The 17,733-nt window shown below is 37.6% G+C and carries 9 protein-coding genes; 2 read left to right on the top strand and 7 right to left on the bottom strand.

The window, feature by feature from the left end:
* Nucleotides 1-193: 193 nt before the first annotated feature.
* Nucleotides 194-3,253, bottom strand: coding sequence for a filamentous hemagglutinin N-terminal domain-containing protein (locus F6K15_RS16800; protein WP_293062601.1), 3,060 nt, complete (start codon nucleotides 3,251-3,253; stop codon nucleotides 194-196).
* A gap of 1,504 nt (nucleotides 3,254-4,757) precedes the next feature.
* On the opposite strand from F6K15_RS16800, the gene F6K15_RS16795 reads away from it, so the two are divergent.
* Nucleotides 4,758-4,904, top strand: coding sequence for a hypothetical protein (locus F6K15_RS16795; RefSeq protein ID WP_293062600.1), 147 nt, complete (start codon nucleotides 4,758-4,760; stop codon nucleotides 4,902-4,904).
* Between the two features lie 745 nt (nucleotides 4,905-5,649).
* On the opposite strand, the gene F6K15_RS16790 is transcribed toward F6K15_RS16795, so the two are convergent.
* The 4 genes from F6K15_RS16790 to F6K15_RS16775 all read right to left on the bottom strand — a co-directional run bounded on the left by F6K15_RS16790 (nucleotide 5,650) and on the right by F6K15_RS16775 (nucleotide 11,111).
* Nucleotides 5,650-7,929, bottom strand: coding sequence for an adenylate/guanylate cyclase domain-containing protein (locus F6K15_RS16790; RefSeq protein ID WP_293062599.1), 2,280 nt, complete (start codon nucleotides 7,927-7,929; stop codon nucleotides 5,650-5,652).
* Nucleotides 7,930-8,162: 233 nt separating this feature from the next.
* The gene (locus tag F6K15_RS16785; RefSeq protein WP_293062598.1) at nucleotides 8,163-8,432 is read right to left on the bottom strand and encodes a helix-turn-helix domain-containing protein; all 270 of its coding nucleotides are present in this window, start codon (nucleotides 8,430-8,432) and stop codon (nucleotides 8,163-8,165) included.
* Nucleotides 8,433-8,606: 174 nt separating this feature from the next.
* Nucleotides 8,607-9,368 (bottom strand): DUF928 domain-containing protein, encoded by a 762-nt coding sequence (locus tag F6K15_RS16780; protein ID WP_293062596.1) that lies wholly within the window; start codon nucleotides 9,366-9,368, stop codon nucleotides 8,607-8,609.
* Nucleotides 9,369-10,256: 888 nt separating this feature from the next.
* Nucleotides 10,257-11,111, bottom strand: a complete 855-nt coding sequence (locus F6K15_RS16775) for an SWIM zinc finger family protein (RefSeq protein WP_293062595.1) — start codon at nucleotides 11,109-11,111, stop codon at nucleotides 10,257-10,259.
* A gap of 188 nt (nucleotides 11,112-11,299) precedes the next feature.
* On the opposite strand from F6K15_RS16775, the gene F6K15_RS16770 reads away from it, so the two are divergent.
* A complete protein-coding gene (locus F6K15_RS16770; RefSeq protein WP_293062594.1) occupies nucleotides 11,300-11,533 on the top strand; it encodes a hypothetical protein in 234 nt (77 codons plus the stop codon).
* A 56-nt stretch (nucleotides 11,534-11,589) separates the two neighbouring features.
* Here F6K15_RS16770 and F6K15_RS16765 read toward each other — a convergent pair whose 3' ends face one another.
* Entirely contained in the window at nucleotides 11,590-14,781 is a 3,192-nt protein-coding gene (locus F6K15_RS16765; RefSeq protein WP_293062593.1) for a DEAD/DEAH box helicase, read from the bottom strand.
* Between the two features lie 1,008 nt (nucleotides 14,782-15,789).
* Complete coding sequence (locus F6K15_RS16760; RefSeq protein WP_293062592.1) at nucleotides 15,790-16,386, bottom strand: hypothetical protein; 597 nt, start codon at nucleotides 16,384-16,386, stop codon at nucleotides 15,790-15,792.
* Nucleotides 16,387-17,733 lie beyond the last annotated feature (1,347 nt).

Here is a 17,733-nt window from a genome sequence, read left to right as displayed (position 1 = left end):
ATTATCCGGACATGATATAACGCTCGTACAGAAGTTATTTTTGTAACGGGGAGTTGAGCAAGACTCCAAAAATATTTCGCCTTAAAAGGGGGGTTGCGCGACCCAATTATTTTGATAATTAGCGATCAAAAACTTCCTTATTTTTTCATTCTGACTCCTGACTCCTGACTCCTGACTCCTGACTCCTCCGTCGTTATTCCCCTAATACATAACAACCTGGGTGAATTAATTGTAAACTACCTGTATTTACACTGGGGGAAGTAGCTGTCAGGATAATATTACCAGATGTATTCATTACCCAACCCTGAGCTTGAAAAATTTCTGGTAATTTTTTACTCTGTTGTCTCTGGTAAACTAATACAGTTTGTTGCTTGACATCTGATGATGTAGTTTTTTTCGCGCCAGTTTCCCAATCTACGACCCCTCTCAATACTGTTAAGGGTTGAGTAGGATTTGGTGGTAGACCCCCTCGACCTGTAATAACAAAACTACTCCCTGCTATTCGATCTTGATTTGGTAAACATAGATTTTGTGCTACCACAGACTCCGCATCCACAACTTCAGGAGATAATGTCACCACCCCTTGAGTGGGGTCTACTTGAGTGTTGACATCAATTGTGCCATCAATCCCTAATGCTGAACTAGCAGTCAAATTGCTACTGTTGTCAAAAAATAATCCCTCAGCTGTAATATCAATATTACCACCTTGACCTTCAACAGCATTAGCATTAATTTGGCTACCATCTCTAGCTATAATAAACTGAGTATTAATCGTAATATTACCTCCCGTAGCATCCCCCCTAGCACTGGTAGTAATCGAACTGTTATTTTCTAAACTGATATTTGAAGAGTCGATCGTAATATTACCTTGGTCTCCAGCGCTAGTTTCTGCCGCCAGAGTACCATTGTTAAATTCAATTGATGGAGCGTTAATACTCAGCGAACCTGCTACACCTTCGCCGGAACTACTAACAGTCACTATACCCAGGTCTTCCACCCTCAGTAGGGGTGTATTGATTATAACTGAACCCGCATCACCATTACCCCTAGCACGGGAGGCAATTGCGCTTTCTGGACTACCGCCGATTTCTATTTCTCTATCTGTTATCATCATTCCCAATTCTTCTCTTTCATTGAAGTTGGAGTCGATGCCTGAAATAAAAATACCTTCTCTAGCATTTATTTCTATTGTACCTCCATCACCACCGCCGAAACTAGAGGTCACCACTTGACCACCTGTTGTGAGATTTAAGGTGTTGATATTCAGAGAAATATTACCTCCGTCAAAATCACTGTTACTTCTTGCCGTAATTAATGCTCCATTATCAATATTCAGGATAGGAGTAGTAATTTCTATACTACCGCCTTCTCCAGTTGCTCCTGACTCTGTACCAGCAGTAATAGCACTAGAATCACCATCAGTGGAACTAAATCCAGAAACAGTAATGTTATTATTGGCTTGAATAGAAATGCTTCCTGCTGTTCCATCTCCCTCAGTTCGAGCCTCAATTGTAGCCCCATCTCGGATTGTTAAACTATCAGTTTCAATGGATATTTCTCCACCATTACCACTGGATCTGAATTCGCCGTTATCCCTTACTGTGGCAGATATAGTGCTAGGAAAAATACCATCCTCAGAACGGCCAATCACTTCTATTTCATTAGCTTTAATGTTAAGTTCTCCTGCATCACCTGCACCAAGAGTAAAAACCCCTACAAATGCTCCATCCTGTATGCTCAAACTCTTAGTTTCAATGGAAAGAACCCCTCCATCCCCTGTTGCTTCTTCTTGAACTGTTGCAGACAAGGCACTACTAAACCCATCTTCTGTAATACCAATCAGTTTAATTTCTTTTGCTTGTACTGTCAAACTTCCTGCTTGACCTTCACCAAAAGTGTCTACTCCAATGTTTGAGCCATCTCTAAGTATCAACTGTTGAGCTTGGATATTAATGTTACCTCCTTTACCTTCCCCAATAGTACCTGTAGATATTTGAGTCTCATCTTGTAAATTGATATTTTGAGCTTCAATGGTTAATATTCCTCCATCTCCAGTGGCTTCCAATTCAACATCAGTGCCTATAAAATTGTTGAAATTAAAACCATCTTCATCTACTCGACTACTTTTACCTCTAGCTTCAATCTCAGTTGCTCTTAATGTTAAGTTTCCAGAATCACCTCCACCAAAAGTGTCTGTTGCAATCTCTGAGCCATCCCTGATAATCAAACGCTGAGTTTCAATATCTATATCACCTCCATTTCCTGTAGCTTCTTCGTTATTCCCATCTTCGTTACCAACATCACTAAAAATATCACTATCAGCTACTTCTACTACTTCTGAAGCAGTAATTTCTATGTCTCCTCCTGGCTGCGATCCATTTGTACTGCCTGTAATTTCAGATATTCCTGTAACAGTAATACGCCTCCCTTGAATTGAAATATCACCACCACCCTCATCTCCTTGAGTATCAATGACAGCAGAATTAATATCTATATCCTGAAAATTCTCAACCTCAGAATAATCTAACTCATAGCCTTTGTTTGTTGAATTTAACTTAACAACAGAGTTATTTCCTATTGCTCCTAACTCTACCCTTCCCTGTGGTACTATAATTACCCCTCCATCTACAATTACATCTCCTCCTACAAATGCTAGAGTTTTTTCTCCTTCTAATTCCAAACCTACTTCTACTGATTGATTAATAATTGCTCCTCTAGTTCGAGTCTCCAGTTGATTTGAGAATAGAGCTGAGGGTTCTACGGATAATAAATTACTGGTATGAGGTGCTGTAGCACTGAAGAGTCCATTTTCTCCCAGTCTAATTTCGTTAGCAGTTGTGGCAATAAATGAACCCCGAATATCTAAACTGGCATTAGGCCCAAAAAAAATGCCCTGGGGATTAACCAAAAATAAATTTGCCCCGCCATCTACCCCCAATTTGCCTAAAATACTACTGGGGTTATTACCTGTAATTCTAGTCAGGATATTTTCTATGCCGTTAGGATTGATAAAATAAACGCTTCTACCTTCTCTGATATTAAATTCCTGAAAACTATGGAATAAATTTGAGCCACGAATAGATCCTCCTTCAATTTGGTCTTTCAGTTGATCGATGGAATTGACTACAGAACTTTCTTCACCAAGGGTGTTATCTGGAACTATCTGAGCATTTGCCTGAGTTTTCCAGTTACTGAAAAAATTCCACAAGAAAAAAGTTAGTGATACTACGAAGAGAGAGGAATGGGATTTCACAACTAATTACCAATTTAATTAAGATTTATTATTTTGTAGACAACACCTATACTATCTAAAATAGTAGTAGATTGGGTAAAGCCGAGCAAAACCCAACAACAATATGTTCAAATTCTGGCCTTGGTGAATTAGTGTATGATATTAATCTTAATTATTTAGGAGTCAACCCACCCCTCGCCCCTCCCCCTCCCAAGAGGGGAACTCAGTCCTCAGGAGTCAGGAGGAAAGAAAGAAGAAGAAAGAGTAGCAGAAGGAGAAAGTTTTGGCGTTGCTGATGTGTGGGTATAATTTGTATTTTTTGACGGTTGCTAAACTACAGAAGGAAGGCAGAAGGCAGAAGGGAAAGAATAAGGTGAGAAGGTACAAAGTTTTTCATCAACTAATTATCCCGACAGGATATCATACCTCAAATCACCAATGTTCAAATTCTTATAGCTTCGTACCTTTTCTGAAGAATAATACTATCAGGACTTACGCATAAGATACGAAAAACTAGGATTTGAGATTGCTTCTGTTCGGTCCGGTCGCTTCAGACGAAAATACGTTGCAGGTGTGTAAGTCCTAATCTATCTTCTTGCTAAAACCCAACTACGAGAGCTTCTAACTTATAACTATTCAACCGGACATAATAGACTTGTCGCTTTATAACTATAAAAAACTGGTAAACCCTTATCATGTAAGGATTTTAGCCATTCTCATATCAAAAAACGTCTGGAATTATTACTGTGTCTTAATTTGAGCGATTTTTTTCTATCTATATTAGCGACAACTCTAATATAAGTCCTAGCTATATTTGATTACCGAATAATTAATAATTAATAATTAAATAATTCGCGCCTTGAACCCTCCCCTTGATCGGGGAAAAAGCGGTCGTTAGCGGAGCTTCCCGAAGGGTGGGATGGCTCCGAAACCTGCGCCATATCCATGAGACCAAGAGAAAAGAAATAATATTTCCTTATATTCAATTCCGTAACGGTTAAAACCCGAGGTAATTATCAATTATCCATTATCAATTATCAATTAATGAACATCTCCCTACCTGCCCATCTCCCTTATTACTAAATAAAGATGATATACAGCAAACGTTTTGAGATTTGGTATTAGATTTAGCGATCGCCACCTCAATCAATAAAATGTTGTCCTTTCAAATCTTCTCCGGCGAGAGTAATAAAAGATGGATATATATTGTGGTAAAATATTTATCAATTCCGGATCGATTGCCTATAGTATTGTAGTTATAATTAAGTTCAAGTAATTGGTGATGGCCCACATTTACCCTCTTAAAAGATTGTAAGTACCTAGTTAATATTATTGAGTATGTAAAATTTTTTTAAAGACTCACTATATCAGGGATTTAAACGATTACTTGGTGGGATATGATAGACGCAAGGGTTAACTATGAGTTAAACTATAAGTAGGATATGTAGTTAAATACTATCTCACCATAGTATACAACAGTATACACACTTAGATTGAGTTAGAAGAGTTACTTAGGAGAAGGACAATGACAGATAGACAACAAAAACCAAACCCAAAACGAGAAAGTACCTGGAAAAAGCCTACTGCTGACAAGCAGCCTACATTGGAAAAGCTAACTGACAAGGATTTAGACTCAGTAGCTGGTGGTCGTCGTCGTCGTCGTCGTCGTTAATCAATTACAACGATTGCTGTGTGTGCTAATTAAGTAATAACAGTAGTAGTGCCATATATCACAGACATTTAGTCTTAACTACAGGTATACCACAAAGAAAAAAAAATTGATATTCCATTTCATTTTACCTAAAAATTTCCCATATTTTAAAGATAGCGATTACTAACTAGAAGCTCTAGGCCTAATGTAATCAGCTATCTTTTAATGATTCCAGGGCTTGATATTAACTTCTACAGCTAGAGTTAAAAATTTTCCTCTAGCCTATTTTATGTGTAATTTTGATCATAATGTTGGTTGAAGACTCACGCTCTCCTTGAGGGGATCATCTTATGGTAAAACCAGTCAATTTTGTGGTTCTGACAATAATGTGTTCTAGTAGAGCAAATAAGGCTCCTGGGTTAGGAGTGTCATCGCTAGTCGCTTATGAGATCAACCCAAGACGTAACTAGCTTGTCCGTACAGAGTGCTTTGAGAGATGCGTAGAATGCCATTTAGCTGGTAAGAGCAGGGTAGGGAAGATATAAATTAAATTATTGTTGTCGATACTTTAAAATTTAGTATAAAGGTTAAATTTTGATTAATAGGGAAAAGGGAACAGAGATTTGTGGCAGATATTTATCCTGAATGACATAGTAAAAAGCTCAAGACTTAGTCAGTCGCAATGATGGAAATACGCTCTACTGCTTAAGTCCTAAAGATTAATCAGGATATACAGTAACTAATTCATTCCCCAACACATCATTTACTATCGTTGCAAAGAAGATTGATATAAACTATCAAGTTGTTCTAAAGCAGATTGAGGCTTAAAAGTAAAGCGGATGTAAAAAGTCTTTGATGCTTCTTCTACTCTTAATACTTTTCCATAAATATGCTCACTCATAAACGATTTATTGCTAGGGTTTAATAAATTAAGTTGGATATTACTGTGAGCTAATGGTAGTGAATCTTCTGAAGCATATCTGTTAATTTCTATCTCCGCTCCTCTTTGAGAAAGCTTAACTAACTTTCCCTTAAACACAGTATTACTAATATGTTTACCTTCTACAATTAAATAAAAGATAGGAATTGGTTTTTCTATCGGTAATAGAATTTCCTCTTCTTTCGGCAAAAATAGATTATATTTATCGCTAATTCCTCCCACCTCATAAATATTAATTGGATTACTAATACCTTTAGGCCTAATTTCCTTCGTACTATCTATCCTTAATTGTGAGGTGCCGATCGCTGCCCTAGTAGCATTAGAAATCAAAATTTGATTTCCAGTGGCATAGCTTTCTATCCGAAAAGCCAAATTAACTTCCCAACCAATAGCAGTATATTCAGTATGTTCTTCAGAGCCAATATTTCCGACTACAGCATCCCCTGTATTAATACCAATACCCATTTCTAAAGCTGGAAACCCTAGAACTTTAATTTTTTGATTAATGGATTTCATTTCTAGCTGCATTGCCACTGCACAGGCCACAGCTCTATGTGCATCATCTTCTCTAGCTATGGGAGCACCGAATAAAACCATTATCCCATCACCAAGTAGTTTGTCAATACTCCCACCATATTTTGTAATTATTTTTAATATATCTTTGAGATAAATATTAATAATTTCTACAACACTTTCTGGGGATAGTTGCTCAGAAAGGGCAGTGAACCCTCTTAAATCAGAAGTTAATACAGTTATACATTGCCTCTTACCTCCTATTTTTAAACCCTCTTTACTTTCCAATAAGTTCTTGACTATTTCATTGGAGTGATAACGAGCAAAAGTTTTTCTAATCAGACTAGCAGTGCCAGCAACATAACCTGTAATAGCAAATGAAGAAACTACTATTGCTAATAAAGGAGGCACTACAGGAAGCCACCATCCCCAAATAAACATAATATAAGTGCTAAGAAAAATGATCCCAGCTTCTAGGGTGAGGTGCTTCAATAATGTTAGTGACAAGAATTTTTTTGTTTGATTTCGCCACTGCCATGTAACTATGGCACCAACTCCAGACCAGATAAAAATCCATAACCATTCCTGGGGTTCAGACCAAGTTTTGATTAAGGGACGTTCATTTAGGGCCGCACTAATAATTTGACTAATAAAATTTGCTTGTAGTTCTACTCCTGCCATTGGTTTTGGTGGAGCTAACAAATGACTACTATAGGGTGTATAGAATAGATCGTTGAAGCTTTCTCCTACTGCTCCAATTAGAATTATGCGATCGCGTCCCCAGTCTGGGGGGACTCTATCTTCAAGAATATCTGTCAGAGAAACTTGTTCAAAATGACCACTTGGCCCTCTATAGTTAATTAATAACTGATATCCACGGGAATCAGCTCTGACATAACCACCTTCATTTTTTTGAAAAGGAGGGAATACCTGATTTCCCACACGCCAGCGATCGGTTCCCTCTACTATTTCTGCTCTAATATTTTCCTGTTCTAAATAAAACAATGCTAAATGCAGGGCAAAGCTATAAATAATTTCCCCATATTTATTATCTAAGTAGAATAAGCCTCGCCGAGCTCTATTATCTGCATCGACAGGGGTATCATTTGCTCCTACTTGTCCTTTTTCTTGTAAAGCAGGTGGTGGTGCTACTCCTTCTCCTCTATCATCCCCTACTACTTTTTGGATGCCAACTAGATTAGGAGTGTTTTGAAATACTTCAACCAGTTTTCGATGACCAGGTGGTACAGGTAAATTTCGGTAAATATCTAAACCAATAGCTCTGGGTTCCATTGCTATAAGTTTTTTGAGCAGCTTGGCAAGAGTTGCATCAGGAATTGTTCCCCGGCCTACTCTGCGGACATCGGCTTCATCAATACCAACAATTATGATACGTTTGTCCCTTGGAGGTAAAGGTCTATTTCTGATATAAAAGTCGTATGTACCCCACTCCCATAGCTGCAATATTCCAGTTAGGCGGAGTAATATTATCAGTAGAGTTACGCAGGGAGTAGTTATCCACACCCCGCGCCACTGCCAAATTAATGAGTTAGTTCTCGATCCAAGAGAATCATAATGAGATTTCAGTGACATAGTTCATAAAAATATAGTCAAATATGACATATTCTTATTTTGCAGGTGTTATTCTGACGCTCGTGAACTACAACACCACGCCAGTTGCGTGACTGTCGGGGGACCCGCAAGGGCGCACTGGCTTCTCTATCCCATGGTCGAAGACATTTGGGACTGCTTTTTTCATAATGTTTAAAGAACCGTTGACATCAGCATCGATTAACCCAATGCTTGCGGTACGATACAAACCTCATTTATGTATAACTTTTATTATACTCCCACACTAAGCTGGCGCTATAGTGTGGGCTTCTCGTTTCCCTGCCCTGCCATTGCATCGGGAGCCACGAGATTTCAGGATGTCTGGGCCCTGTCGCCCTATTTTTGATCTTACGGTTTTCTTCCCACCTAGACAATCTTTCACTAAAACGATAGTTGTACTGCCGACGTAACAATTCTAACCACAATTCTATGGTGGCTATTTGGTATGAGTTGGGCCTTAATTTATATTGGTAGGCAGTGCGCATGGTGGAAAATTTCCAGGGTTATAGCAACATCATAATACAAGTTTTTCTACCAGGACGAAGGCTTCTGCTGAGATAGCATGCAAATTGAATGGGCATCGAACCAATTCAATTTGCTGCTGATTCATCTAATGGTTTCTCAATATGTTTAACTTTTAGGCAATTTAACAATTTATATTACCTTTGAGCAGGTTGTATTTCTTGACAACAATCAAAGATTTTACTATCAGCATAGTCCCCTAACCCAACTGATTTTAACAGTTCTTTCCAGGCATTAGGATAAGCAACACGAGATTTTTCTAAAGTTGTAATTGTTTCACTCCAAACTGATGATTCAGCATAGAGTTTAGCTTGCTCTAATGGTTTTTCCTGCAGTTGTTTTAATTTAGCTTCTGTTTCTGGCTTGAGAGGGGTACGTTTTAGCCATCCATTAATGTAATAATCTAAAGCACGTTCTTCTGGATCACAAATTATGCCAAAGTGCCAAACATAAGTGTTATTAGGTTCTAGTTCAACTGTTTTTGGCAAACTTACTTTGACAATTCCAGCGGACTCAGGCAGAGATACACCTACTTTATATATTGGTTCTCTGACTCTATTGGTCCAATCAAATAAAGCAAATTCTGCCTTTCGTTTACTACTTTTAGGAACATAAAGGTAAACAGTTGGATTAGGACTAACTGTTGTACCAATATTATTTTCTGGTACTACAGCAGTTAGATTACTTAATTCTTGTTTAATTATTGGATTACAAGGACCGCGAGACCCAGCTCCTCTAGTTCTCGATGGTGCACCTCTTGAAGTTGTTGGTGGAAATGTTACTGCCTGTAATTGTGGGCTTGATTCCACCTTAGTTTTTTCTGTTTGAGGGTGATTGACTGGAGGAGCTGAAACTAAAAGACTTACTAAAGAAAGTCCTAAAAAGTTTCGTACAAACATGATAAAAAATCACCACCGTATAAACTAAAGTTATATAGCTATTGGTATTTTTAGCTATTCTATCCTATTATAACATATAGTTGTTTTACATTGTCTATTAATAATAGAATAACGAACTTACAATTATTAAGTTTGTGTGGAGTAATTATTGTGCAAAAATGGAACTGCTAATTTAGCAATAGTAATTAAGAGCTTCAATTTTTTTATCTATTAGTTAGTATTGCTTTACAGAGTTGCCAGATTATTTGTAAGCAAACAGCAGTCAGCTATCAGCTATCAGCTTTATTACCTTTAAAGGAGAAAAAAAGCAATTTTATCAAAACTTCAGAGTACGAATTTCTGGTTGATAATTTAGTATAAGTTGAACGAATGCTTGCTTTATTTGTTAAAAAGCTGAATGCGAGCGCATTCCGCACCGAATAGCTGACCGCTAATAGCTGTTTGCGCAGCATTCCGCAGGAAATGCTTACGAATTATTTAATTAATAATTATTAATTAGGGCTTGCTGATTAAATCTAAAAGTATTGACTTATGAAGACAAGTGCCTTTTTGTGGTCTTTAAAAAGTGCGACTGTTTCAGTCTAAAACGCTCATGCATGGAGCGTATTTTAGGCGCATAGTTAGGCAGAAAAATTTATTGGGACAATTCTTACTCCTACCTCCTCATTATTCCCATTTCTCCTGTCTCCTGTCTCCTGTCTCCTACCCCTATTAAAAGACTAGTGAAGCGCAAACCCTAATTATTAATGATTCGGTAAGTTTTTTTTTACCGAATAATTAAGGTTTAAAGCTTCTCCTTGGCTGCGCCATGGGATGTCGTTCTACAAAGATAAAAGATATTTTTAGTCAATCTTCTTTCCTCTTCTTTTAAGGATAAATAATTGTTTATTATTCATTGTTAATTTTTGAATTATCTTGTCCCTGGTTTAAGGCGGTTATTACTGCCTGTTGACTAATATTTTGATAAATTTTCTTAAAATAATCCTCGATTGTATCAGCAGATGTACTCAAAGGAAGAGGTCCTAAAACATCTAAAACTGTCTCATTACTTGGGGGTGGTGTAATCACTACTAGGGACGAATCTAGCTGTTGTTTGTATTCCCAAAAATCCTCAAAATTTGTAGATTCTTGAGTTGCTGAATTTGGAGATTTTTGTGTTTTTTCTGCTGTGATTTTTTCTGTGATTATGGAATTTTCTTCTTGACTTTGACCACGTTTTTGCCGAAGAACTTCTAATATTTTTTCTTTGCTACGACCGCGTAATTGAAATAATAAAAATGGATCGTCACTAAAGCGATCGCCTAATATATAATAAACTGCTGCAATATGTTTACAAACTCTAGCTTTGTCAGGGCAGTCACATGTAGCATGGATATCGTCTAAGGTAAATGGAAATAGTCTTAAACCATTAGCAGCAAAAACTTCTTCTATATTTTGAGGCATTTCTCCTGCTAATAATTTGGCAGTAAAAATTGCTCTTTGTGACATTGTTTCAATGACATAATTCCAGTCTTCATCACTAAAAGTATCTAACCATAATGATTGTTTATATGGTTCTGGAGCTGTTCCTTGAACTTGGGAAATAATTTCTTTGTCTTTAAATTCTAGACTCAGAACGTTTCCTTGTCTGGCATAATTTCTTGCTCTTTCTAATCGCTTTTTAAACCGATAAGAATTTAACAAGTCTATCCATTGTTGAGTCCACCATTCTTTATCACTTTGTGAGTTGTTATAGTTAGTCATTTCAGTTATCAGTTATCAGTTATCAGTTATCAGTTATTAGTTATTAGTTATCAGTACCTCAAATCTGAGAGGAGATCTGAAAATTTTTTTGATACTGAATTTTGCCCCCCTAGCCCCTCAACTTTGGGGGGAACAAGAGTCAATTTGCTTCTAATAATACCCATTCTCAAAACTAACGCTATACTTGGATGATACTTCAGTTATCAAATAATGAATACAAGCAAAATACTTTTTCTCTAATTATTAGCCAGTTAATGTTAATTATTCTGATTTTTACTTCTCCCCTACTCCCCTACTCCCCTACTCAAGAAAGTGTAGAAAAGCTTTTGAGAAATGGTATAAGTCCCCCAATTTTGGGGGATTTAGGGGGCTTGGATGTAGCAAATGGGACTTTTCAGACAATCCCTGAAGCAGGAGGCTAAATACAGAATTCTCTTTTTGTTATCTAATCATTTGATTACTTTTCCAATACTCAAATTTATTCTTCTTCAATTACTTTATTTCTATCAAGTATTAATAAATTTCTCAACTGGTCTGTATCTAGTTCAGTTAACCATTGTTCTCCTGCACCTACTACTTGTTCTGCTAGTTCTTTTTTACTTTCAATTAAGTCGTGTATTTTTTCTTCTAAAGTTCCGGTACAGACAAATTTATGTACCTGAACATTTCGGGTTTGACCGATTCTAAATACCCGGTCTGTAGCCTGATTTTCTACTGCTGGGTTCCACCATCTATCAAAGTGAAAAACATGATTAGCACGAGTTAAATTTAAACCAGTACCTCCAGCTTTTAAAGAAAGAATCATTACTGGTGGACCTTGAGGGTCTTGTTGGAATCTGTCTACCATTTCTTCTCTTTGATTTTTGCGAGTTGCTCCATATAAAAATGATATTTCTCTACCTAATTTTTCTTGCAAGTAAGGTTGTAATATTTTTCCCCATTCGGCAAATTGAGTAAAAATAATAGCCCTTTCTGTTTCTGAAATTATTTCTTCTAACATGGCAGATAAACGTTGCAGTTTTCCTGAGTTTTTATGGCTAATTTCTACTTTTTTCCTACTACCTTTTTTAATCTGTAGAAGTACAGGATGGTTACAAAGTTGTTTGAGTTTTACTAATAGGGCTAAAATTTTACCTCTTCGCTGAATACCATCAGCAGCTTCAATTTCTGCTAAGGAAGTTTCAACTATGTCTTGATAAAGTTTTGCTTGTTCATTTGCTAGTGGGCAAAAGATAGTATTTTCTTGTTTTTCTGGCAAGTCTTGAATAATATCTTTGTCAGTTTTGAGCCGACGTAGAATAAATGGTTGAACTAGAGAACGCAAAGTTTGTAATGAATTTGTATCTCCATATTTTTCAATAGGAATAGCAAAGCGACGTTGGAAAAATTGTTTTTTTCCTAAATATCCAGGATTCAAAAAATCTAAAATTGACCATAATTCTGAAAGACGATTTTCTACGGGAGTTCCTGTTAAACCAATTCTAAAGGATGCTTCTAATTTTCTCACAGCTTGAGATTGTTTTGCTTCTGGATTTTTGATATTTTGAGCTTCATCAACTATTACTGCCTGCCATTTTATTGTCTGTAATATTTTTTCATCTCGATACAATAAAGCGTAACTGGTTATGACTAAATGTTTGTCTTTAATTACTTTGAGAAACTCTTTACCTTTAGCACGTTTATCACCATGATGTACTATTACTTTTAAGGTTGGTCCGAATTTTTTAACTTCCCTTTCCCAGTTCCCTAATACTGAAGTGGGGCATACTAATAATGTGGGTGCTTCTAGTAATTCTTGTTCTTGTTGATTGAGAAGAAAGGCTATTGTTTGGATGGTCTTACCAAGACCCATATCATCTGCCAAACAAGCACCTAAACCCCAACGTTCCAAAAATGTCAACCAACTTACGCCCCGCGCTTGATAAGGACGTAGTTCGCCACGAAAATTCTTCGGAGTTGGAATTTCCTCTAAGGAACGATTATTCGTTAAAGTGTCCAGAAGTTCTTGGAGTTGACCGCCAGCTTCAAAATTAACGACGGGTAACTTTTCCATTACCTGAGTATCTCCGGTGGCCAATCGCAAAGCATCTTCTAAAGATAAAGCCATTTCGTCTTGACGACTGGCAAAGAAATTTTGGGCTGCCCGGATATCTTGGGGTTGCAGTTCGACCCACTCGCCGTTAATTTCTACTAAAGGACTATCTTTTGCCACTAATTTATTAAATTCGGCTTTAGTTAATTTCTGACCTCCAATGGACAATTCCCACTGGAAATTGAGGAGACTTTTTAAGCCTAGTCTTTCAGTTTTTTTAATTTTTGGAGCTTGGGCACGAATACTTAGACCTAAGCGGGAAGCCCATCCTTCTCTATTAGCTAAACTAGGTGGTAAAATCACTCCTAAACCACTGTCTGTAAACCGCCAACTCCCACTTTTAATAAATTCATAAGCTTGGTGTGGAGTTAATTGGCAATTTTGGGGAGTTGCTTGTTGTAAACTAGGTTCAATAGTTGGGTAAATTCTTGATGCTAAACCTAAACCACTTAGCAGTGTTTCTTGAGGAAATTTAATTGTTCGTCCTTGATAGTTGAAGTTTTCTACAGGATTTTTCCAAATTGTCTTGGCATCGACTAAAAATTCTGGTTCGTCTATTGCTTGAAGACAATATTCTAGAGTCCAATATTTGGAATTGTTGGATGGTGAATGAAGGTTAAAACAGGTAATGAATTGATTTTCTGTGGTTTGATATTGTTGGAGTGGGGATTGCCAATTATCCAGTATTTTTCTAATTTGCTGTGTTTCTTTAGTGGCAGGTAATTTTAAAGCTGATTGTTCTGATAAGGATTTTAACCATTGTTTAATTGCGGGATTTAATGAGGCAATTTCTGTTTGAGGTATTTCGGATGATATTTGTCTAATTTGTGCGTCTATTGTTTTTTGCAAGAAATCTTGGAGTAGTTCTTGACTTGCTCTGAGATTTGGTAATTTTGAAGTGTTATTTTTGGGGATAATTTGTAGATTTTCTAAGGAATCTAAGGAAATAGTTGACTGCCAATCTAGTTGATATGTGCGACAAGCAAGAGGCATTTGTAGGGTGAAATTTTTCAGTCTATTTTGGTCTGTAGCACTATCAAGTAAGGGTTTCCAAATAGAAAAGTTTTGTTCATTTGATTGTTGTTCAATAGTTGGTAAAAATTTACATCTTGCTAATAAGTCAAGATTCCATCTAGCAACATGAGACCAAAACCTTAAATCTGCTCCAATAAAAGATTCAGTAATATTGCCCAGAGGAAAAGAGCGTAAAAATTCTATTGTTTGTATAGGGTCTAGGCAAATTCCTTCTATTTGCCAGGGATAAAGATATAACTTTTCTGTGGTTTCTGAGAAATTAGTCGCAGAATGAAGTGGGTATAATTTTTGGCTAGATTCTAATGATTTTGTGGGAAAAGCTAAAGTTTGGTTTGTTGTGATTTTCTGATTTTTTAAATAAATATCAGTCTTTTCCTGGAATAGCTTCAAAAGTTCATTTCCAGTTATTGCATAAGGATTATTAATTATTTTTCCTGTTTCACCAGCATCCTCTTCTGTAATTCTGCGCCAAGTTTCTCCCCAAATAAATAAAGAACTAGGTTGTTGATGTTCGGTCAGCCAAAAACTATGTAAAATTGCCATATTAAAATATTTATTAAAAAGTTTATATTTTGACTACAAATTTTTTCTAGTGAAAATTTTTGAACAATGAAATTCAACAATGAAAAATGGCATCCGAGTTAGAATAACTGGATGCAAACTTCATCATTTGCGATGAAAGGTAAGTAGGATTATTATAGCGGTTTATCTTGTAGCACAGGCATCTTGCCTGTAATAGTCCAGTAGTGGACTGACACAGCTAAAAGTTTGTAGAGCGTTTTTTTCTATAGTTCTTGTTATAACAAGGTTTGAGCATTTTTGATAATGCAACATTTAAGGTGTGTCGGTCTAGTCGGAAAATTTCACTATTCATCTCCTCACTGCCAAGCGATTAGATTGGAATGCTGGCCAGGTCTCTAAGTTGGCTGGTTATCTTGGTGAAAAGATAAGCATTTATGCGGTGTGGGGAGAGCTAATAGAGGCGGTCACTTCTGTATTAAAAGGTCTTAATACAAAAGTGACCGGTTGCTCAAATCTAAGTGATACCGAGCTTCGAGTGGTTGAGGTGTTTTTCCCTAAGCTCCTGGATGACTTTCAGTAGGATGCGGTTAGTGCTGAGGAGACAGCACAGCAAATTTATCTCGCGTTGGGGTTAGGGGAATTGTCAGAGAGGTTGCTTTGGAGAGTGGTTAGTTTGTTTGCCCACTTCAGAAGTAAGGCCGACTTGAATGTGGAGGAATTGGCTGTGTTTAGGGAGAATAGGCTGGTTTGATTAGATATCCGACCTTTTCTGATTCAACACTGAATTCAATCTGCGTGATGATTGCTATCCGCTCGCTTCCCCAACCCAAGAGATCATAATTTTCATTTTGCTCCCCACATTAGGTGACGAATAAAGGTAACTTATGTTAGGTTTCACTTCGTTATACCCAACCTACGGCTATTACAGCTACGGCAATCCCGATTGCACTAAGCAACTCCGCGCGATTGCACCATGGATAATAGGGCAAGGCACTTGCAATGCTCTCTTTCTACAAGCAATCGACACGCTTACTTTGGCACCACCAGGTTATTGCACGTACAGCCTCCTGGGTTTATACATTTTAAAAAACATAGTTTAGTAGCATATACATACCCTAAAATGTTCTTATTTGTTGGGTTTGTTGCAACTCCCTTATCATCAAATTTGACATAATTATTAAGATTCAATGCCACCCAAGAAGCCACTGGGATAAGCATCCCATTATTTGATCCCATTGCAATGGACGAACCGCATGTAACCATGACATGCGCGACATATTTTTCCCTAGGCTTGCCTTCTGTATCGGCTCCAGTAAATATCAGCGCAAATCCTGCAGTTAAGTCACTTAATTGCTCCGCATTTGTGATGGGGTTAGTTTTGCCTTCGATGAAAAAGCACGGGATAACCGTATTTTGAGTCAGGCTGTTTGGGACTACTTGAAAAATCCCGGACAAATATGTGTAATACTGAACTGAATTGTAGCATATATTAGAAGAAAGTTTTTTGATATCATTACTGAAGCTTTCTTGGGTGTAATTGCGCGGGCACTGTTCTGGTTTCGTGAGTCCGTTGAATTTTCTCACGACTTCTGTTACCTGATGGAACTCGTCATATTGCATTTCCATGTGTGTTCTCCTTTAATCCTAATTTTACTCTTCTGGGTAAACCCGAAACTGACCTCAAAGCATCTTATTGAGCGCAAACAATTGCTCAAACCAAGCAAAGGTAGAAAATCCTCTTGACATCCTCCCTGGCCTAAAGGCGCGGGGATTCCTACCGAGCCATAGCTCCTCGGCGGGTTGACGTCTCACAGACTGCTGCACCCACCCCTCTTGCTCCCCTCCCGGGAGGGGATGGGGGTGGGTTACGCTTGCCTCCGCGTCCGCGCACGAGTCTCGGAATGCCCTCCCGCGACTTAATCAAGAATTCTTATAGATGTTTATTTGTGCCTTCTCTTTTTAGCTGCTTATTGACCTGAAGGCTTCCCTTGTTCTGCTCTCAACTGAAGGAGTTTCGACCTAATCTTCTTTTCTACAGTATTTATGAGACAAGGCGGGTACATGACCCATCTTAATTATAGCATAGTATAGATATAGAAAGTCGCCCGCTTATGGGGGAGGCTTTAAACCTAATTTTTCGGTAAAAAGTGGGATTTCTCAACTACTAGCCCCAACCGACGACTCTTGCTCAACAACATTGATCGCCCCAACAGAGACACAAAAATGATGTTAAAAGCAAGTACCTCCCAACATTGAAGTTTAAGTTAAGTGGCATATATCTAAAATTTATCTGCGATTTAAGCTTCTGTCAACCCCTAAATATTTTTTTTGTCACCCAATCAATATATATTTTTAAACTCTCACTACATAAAATAACTTTTGTCAATCCCCTAAAATCAACCTTTTTTTCAGAACAGCACAAAATTTCACATTTATCAATCCCCCTAAAATCAACCTTTTTCAGAGAGGACAAATAAAAGTGGACTAGCATTCTTTAAATTATTGGCAGAAGGGGTTTGGTCTCTAGGACACCAAAAACAAACAAAGCGGACTATTAGTTTACCATGACTCTTTGGCCTGCTTTGTTGGAGCGATCACCCCCACCCCCCACTAATCACCTACCAAACACAACCACACCCTCCACAAGCAGCGCTTTCGCCATCGAATTGCGCATTACAAACCGCTCGCCCGTTAACTAAAAAAACTCCTCCAGTTGCTCCATACAAACAAGTGTTGCCGACAATGAAATTTTCCCCAGGCTCGTCTATGGAGGGATGCTTCAGAAAATGTATTAACCGCATGGGGAAGAAAAGTTTCACTATCCATCATTAGCTTTTTTCGTATAACTTTTGTTATGGCAAGGTTTGACAATTTTTTTTCTCATGCAAAATTTAAGGAGTGTCAGCCAACTACTAGACCTCAAAAGACTCCTGACTTCTGACTTCTGACTTCTGACTTCAAATTGCCCCATTA

The organism is Okeania sp. SIO2B3 (genome assembly GCF_010672525.1).
Classification (GTDB): Bacteria; Cyanobacteriota; Cyanobacteriia; order Cyanobacteriales; family Microcoleaceae; genus Okeania.
This window is presented reverse-complemented; position numbering and strand designations above follow the sequence as displayed.

Excerpts from the sequence above, each read along its gene's own strand:
- F6K15_RS16795 (WP_293062600.1), top strand. The coding sequence starts at position 4,758 with ATGACAGATAGACAACAAAAACCAAACCCAAAACGAGAAAGTACCTGG.
- F6K15_RS16790 (WP_293062599.1), bottom strand. The coding sequence starts at position 7,929 with ATGTCACTGAAATCTCATTATGATTCTCTTGGATCGAGAACTAACTCA.
- F6K15_RS16785 (WP_293062598.1), bottom strand. The coding sequence starts at position 8,432 with ATGCGCACTGCCTACCAATATAAATTAAGGCCCAACTCATACCAAATA.
- F6K15_RS16780 (WP_293062596.1), bottom strand. The coding sequence starts at position 9,368 with ATGTTTGTACGAAACTTTTTAGGACTTTCTTTAGTAAGTCTTTTAGTT.
- F6K15_RS16775 (WP_293062595.1), bottom strand. The coding sequence starts at position 11,111 with ATGACTAACTATAACAACTCACAAAGTGATAAAGAATGGTGGACTCAA.
- F6K15_RS16770 (WP_293062594.1), top strand. The coding sequence starts at position 11,300 with ATGATACTTCAGTTATCAAATAATGAATACAAGCAAAATACTTTTTCT.
- F6K15_RS16765 (WP_293062593.1), bottom strand. The coding sequence starts at position 14,781 with ATGGCAATTTTACATAGTTTTTGGCTGACCGAACATCAACAACCTAGT.
- F6K15_RS16760 (WP_293062592.1), bottom strand. The coding sequence starts at position 16,386 with ATGGAAATGCAATATGACGAGTTCCATCAGGTAACAGAAGTCGTGAGA.